This is a genomic window from Parapedobacter sp. GCM10030251 (genome assembly GCF_042666505.1).
GTDB lineage: Bacteria > Bacteroidota > Bacteroidia > Sphingobacteriales > Sphingobacteriaceae > Parapedobacter.
The window spans coordinates 1-4,266 of sequence record NZ_JBHTDN010000029.1 but is presented as its reverse complement, the minus strand read 5'-3'; the positions used below and the strand labels follow the sequence as shown (position 1 = coordinate 4,266).

Genomic DNA, 4,266 nt, shown 5'->3' with positions numbered 1-4,266 from the left:
GTTGGACATGCCGCCTTGAGCGGGGACGGAAGCATCCTGTACTTCGTAAGCGATATGCCCGGCGGCCGGGGCGGCACGGACATCTGGTACAGCCAGAGGCGGGCAGACGGCAGCTGGGGTGCACCGGTGAATGCGGGCGCCGTCATCAACAGCGCAGGCGATGAGCTGTTCCCGAACATCGGCCCGGACGGCACGCTTTATTATTCGAGCGACGGGTTTGCGGGCATGGGCGGGCTGGATGTGTTCGAGGCCACGGGCAGCGGGCAGCAGTGGAGTGGGCCGCGGAACCTTCGCTACCCGGTGAATTCGCCGGGGGACGACTTTGCTTACATCACAACCTACGAAGGGGATGAAGGTATCGCAGGCTATCTGTCCTCGAACCGCAGGGGAGGGAAGGGCAGTGACGATATCTATTCCTTTACCTTCGAGAAGCCGCGGATCGTCATCATCCTGCAGGGTACGGCTTCGGATAAAAACACAAAGGACCGGCTGGCTGATGTCTCAGTGACGCTGTATGACGGCAGCCGCGAGATCGTGGCGAGGAAGCGCACGGACGGCAGCGGGACGTTTGAGTTCGTGCTGGAGGGGGACAGGCAATATACGGTATTGGGGCAGAAGGAGAAGTACCACGGCGATTCGGCCAGGGTAAGCACGGCGGGCATCACAAAATCGGATACGCTGGAGGTGGCTTTGCTGCTTGAACCCATATTCGAGGTGGGCAGGACCTTCGAGCTGGAGAACATCTATTACGATTTCGACAAGCATAACATCCGCCCGGACGCCGCGGCGGTGCTGGATGAGCTGGTGCGCACGCTTCGCGATAACCCGACGCTGAGGATCGAGCTTTCGAGCCATACGGACAGCCGGGGCAGCGATGCCTACAACATGGCCCTTTCCCAGCGGCGGGCCCAGTCTGCGGTGGATTACCTGGTAAGCCGGGGCATTGCGCGCGAGCGGATGGTGGCGCAGGGCTATGGCGAGACCCGGCTGGTGAACGGCTGCGGCAACGGGGTGCCGTGCTCACGAGAGCAGCACCAGGCCAACAGGCGTACGGAGGTTACCGTGCTGGAGTATTGATTTAGCGGCTATTCAACCCTTGAATATTTGTTAATCGATCGGCTGCTTAATGATTGGGAAATATGTAACTTGGTACGACTATACGATTGAACCAAATTTCCAATTGTGATCGGGAATGTTTTCCGAATTTGAAAAGCCCTAAGTAGGAAATAGGTGCTTGGTCGGGCGGATACCCATAAACGGTTCGTAGGGAGGATACAACTATGCAATATACTGTATACTTGTGGTCGCAAAAAAAGTCTTTAGTTTTACATTTGTGTTAGAAGAACATTACTCCGGCGGCATTGTGCTAGATCACAACAATCCTTCCAATGTATTTATCTCCCGTCAGGTGAATGGCGTATTTGAAATCGAACAATGGCAATTGAAGAGTGGGAAGTGGAAAACTAAACCCCTTACGAGTAATTCTGCGGCAAATAATGTAAGGCCTTATGTAGTAGACGGGTATCCCGGAAAGAAACCAATAGTGATATGGATGAATGGTGTTTATGAGCATTTTACACGATATAAAACCATGGCAGATTTCGTAAGACGATAAATTGTTGATCAATCTTCGAATCTGAAAGAAAACAAATCACGTCGCAAGACGTTATGATAACGATGGAAAATCGAGAAAATACCGAATGGCAAATGGCCGACGCCAACGTGTTTTGGGGAGAGATTGCCCCGGCAGAACATATTGTGCAGATTTATGAAAACGATGAATCTTTTATGAATATACTGGAAGGCTTCGTTAGTAGTGGGCTTGCAGCAGGTGAATGTGTTGTGCTGATCGCTACTGCCGCCCATGTAACAGCGTTGACAGAGCGGTTGTCGGATAATGGCTTTGCGGTTGCAGACTTAACTGCAGACGACCAGTTGATCCTTCTGGATGCAGAAGAAATCTTGACACAATTCATGGTAAACGGTTGGCCAGAAGCGAAATTGTTTAATGAAACGGTAACCAAGATTATCAGACGTGCGACAGATAGAAACCGCCCGGTAAGGGCGTTTGGGGAAATGGTAGCGATTTTATGGGCCAAGGGGGAAAAGTCGGCTACCGTGCATTTGGAAATTCTATGGAACCGTTTTTGCGAAACACAGTCCTTTTGCTTGTTTTGCGCTTACCCCAGGAACGGGTTTACTCAAGATATCCACTCGTCAGCCCATACAATTTGCTGTACACACGCTAAAATGATTTCCGGAAAACATAGGTCTGCAACCAAAATCTTTTATAAGACAGCACCGGAACAGCTAGCTGGAATCGTAATCTAAACGGGTATTTTAACAACAAATACAGAACCTTTGCCGATCCTGCTTTCAACGGTTAACCTACCTTTATGCCTGCTGATAATTTCGTTACTGATATATAAGCCGATTCCCAGACCGGAGATGTGCGCATCGACTCCTTCTGCCCGATAGAACCTTGAGAAGATGCGCTCCTGTTGTTCAGGCGCAATACCCATACCAAAATCCTGTATCCTCACGATGGCCTGACATGCGTCTCCGCTGAGGGATACGTTGATTAGGTCTGCTCCCGGCGAGTATTTGATCGCGTTGTTGAGCAGATTGATTATGACCTGTTCCAAACGCTCCTTGTCTCCCGATATCGTAAATGAAGCTTTTTCGCTATAAAAGGCTATATAATGCGAGCGGAAGGAGTATTGGGTCTGTTCAATAAGGTCACGGACCAAGACGACCAAATCAAACGAGCTATATGAAAGAGGTAATTGACCGGATTCTATCTTGGTTACGTCTAACAAATCGCCAACCAGCGCAGATAGTTTAATCGTTTGGTTTAAAGCTTTATCAACAAAGGGTTTGTTGATATCCTGATCGATCATTCTCTTGCTGATGATCTGCAGAAAGCCCATTAAACTGGTGATGGGTGTTTTCAATTCATGACTGGCGAGCCCGATGAACTCGTCTTTTTTTGCATTAAGGTATCGGATCTCCTCATAAAGTTCTGCATTCTCGAGCGCCACACTGGCCTGAGTTGCGATACCAACGATAAGTTTCTCATGTTCTTCTGTAAACCGGCCTGTCTCGGGGTGCCCGTATAAAAGACGGCCAATTACATATCCTGATTTTGAAATTACTGGAACGGCGAGGCAGCTTACCAGTGGTAATTGAAATTTAGCCATGACATGATGCGAACTGTAGCACTCATACCGTGGATCTTTGGTAATATCTGCAGATCGTACATTCTCTTCCAAGCTAAAGGCCGGACTAAAAAAGTCAGAATTGTGGGACATTCCGACTTTCTCGATGGCTTCCGGTGGGCCGCCGGAATAGGTAAACAATGTATCGGATGCACCATGTTCGTTAAGCCGGTTATAAAAAAAGACACCAAATGCCGCACCGACTATCTTGGCGGAGGCATCGATTACCCGTTGGAGAATCTCTTCAATATCGAGGCTTTCTGAGACCAACTTCCCCATGGTATTTAAAATCTCCACGTTACCGATATAACGCTGCATTTTTTCTTCAAACTCCTGCTGTCGGGAAAGATCCCGGGCAATCTTTGAAGCGCCAACAATCTGTCCACTGTCATCCGGTATGCTCTCCTTTTTTTTCAGCGCAGAGATATCCTGAACAAACAAATAGGTCTGTGGCAGGCCGTTCATATCAACGATTACTTGGGAACTAAGCAGCAACCACCGCTCCTCGCCAAGAGGATCCTGGAAAACTAACTCGATGTTGCAGGCTGGTTTTCCGGCCAATAATTCTTTTTTATACGTTTTTCCAGGGGTGCCACCACCGAAAAAAAGAAATAGAGATTGACCTACCGGTTGTGCATGTTTACGGTGCAGCAGGTCGTTTGCGGCGGTATTGGCATAGGTGATAATGCCATCCGCATCGATCGCTAATACTGCCATGCCGTTAAGGTCATGGATCTGTTGGATGTCCAGATGCGCAAATTTATTCATCGCTAATCAAATTGATGATTTTCAACTATTACCCTGTTATATGTGACACACGTCGCAATGAATAACATATACCACATCCGTTGGTTGGAAATATTAGTTAAATATCTGCTGTCTTGATCCATCAAATCGTTTGACAGCTAAAAAAGGCGCAATGTGTAATCGGTAAATAAGAATACACAACTTTTGGCAAATAAGAGTACACAATAATCGGCAACAATACCTACACAACTTCGGCAACAACTAGTGCAGAATGATTGCAGGCTGCTTCGGTGTTATTCAC

At 48.2% G+C, this 4,266-nt stretch carries 3 protein-coding genes; 2 read left to right on the top strand and 1 reads right to left on the bottom strand.

Going from position 1 to position 4,266, the window contains the following annotated elements:
• Together ACFQRK_RS23815 and ACFQRK_RS23810 are read left to right on the top strand one after the other, a co-directional pair.
• A partial coding sequence (locus ACFQRK_RS23815) for an OmpA family protein (RefSeq protein ID WP_379010921.1) occupies nt 1-1,077 on the top strand: 1,077 nt, incomplete at its 5' end.
• Between the two features lie 600 nt (nt 1,078-1,677).
• Nucleotides 1,678-2,331: an MEDS domain-containing protein gene (locus ACFQRK_RS23810; RefSeq protein ID WP_379010920.1), complete on the top strand. Its 654-nt coding sequence runs from the start codon at nt 1,678-1,680 to the stop codon at nt 2,329-2,331.
• Here ACFQRK_RS23810 and ACFQRK_RS23805 read toward each other — a convergent pair.
• On the bottom strand, nt 2,328-3,986 hold the full coding sequence (locus ACFQRK_RS23805) for an ATP-binding protein (protein WP_379010919.1): 1,659 nt from the start codon (nt 3,984-3,986) through the stop codon (nt 2,328-2,330). The genes ACFQRK_RS23810 and ACFQRK_RS23805 overlap by 4 nt on opposite strands.
• Nucleotides 3,987-4,266: the final 280 nt, after the last annotated feature.

Excerpts from the sequence above, each read along its gene's own strand:
- ACFQRK_RS23810 (WP_379010920.1), top strand. The coding sequence starts at position 1,678 with ATGGAAAATCGAGAAAATACCGAATGGCAAATGGCCGACGCCAACGTG.
- ACFQRK_RS23805 (WP_379010919.1), bottom strand. The coding sequence starts at position 3,986 with ATGAATAAATTTGCGCATCTGGACATCCAACAGATCCATGACCTTAAC.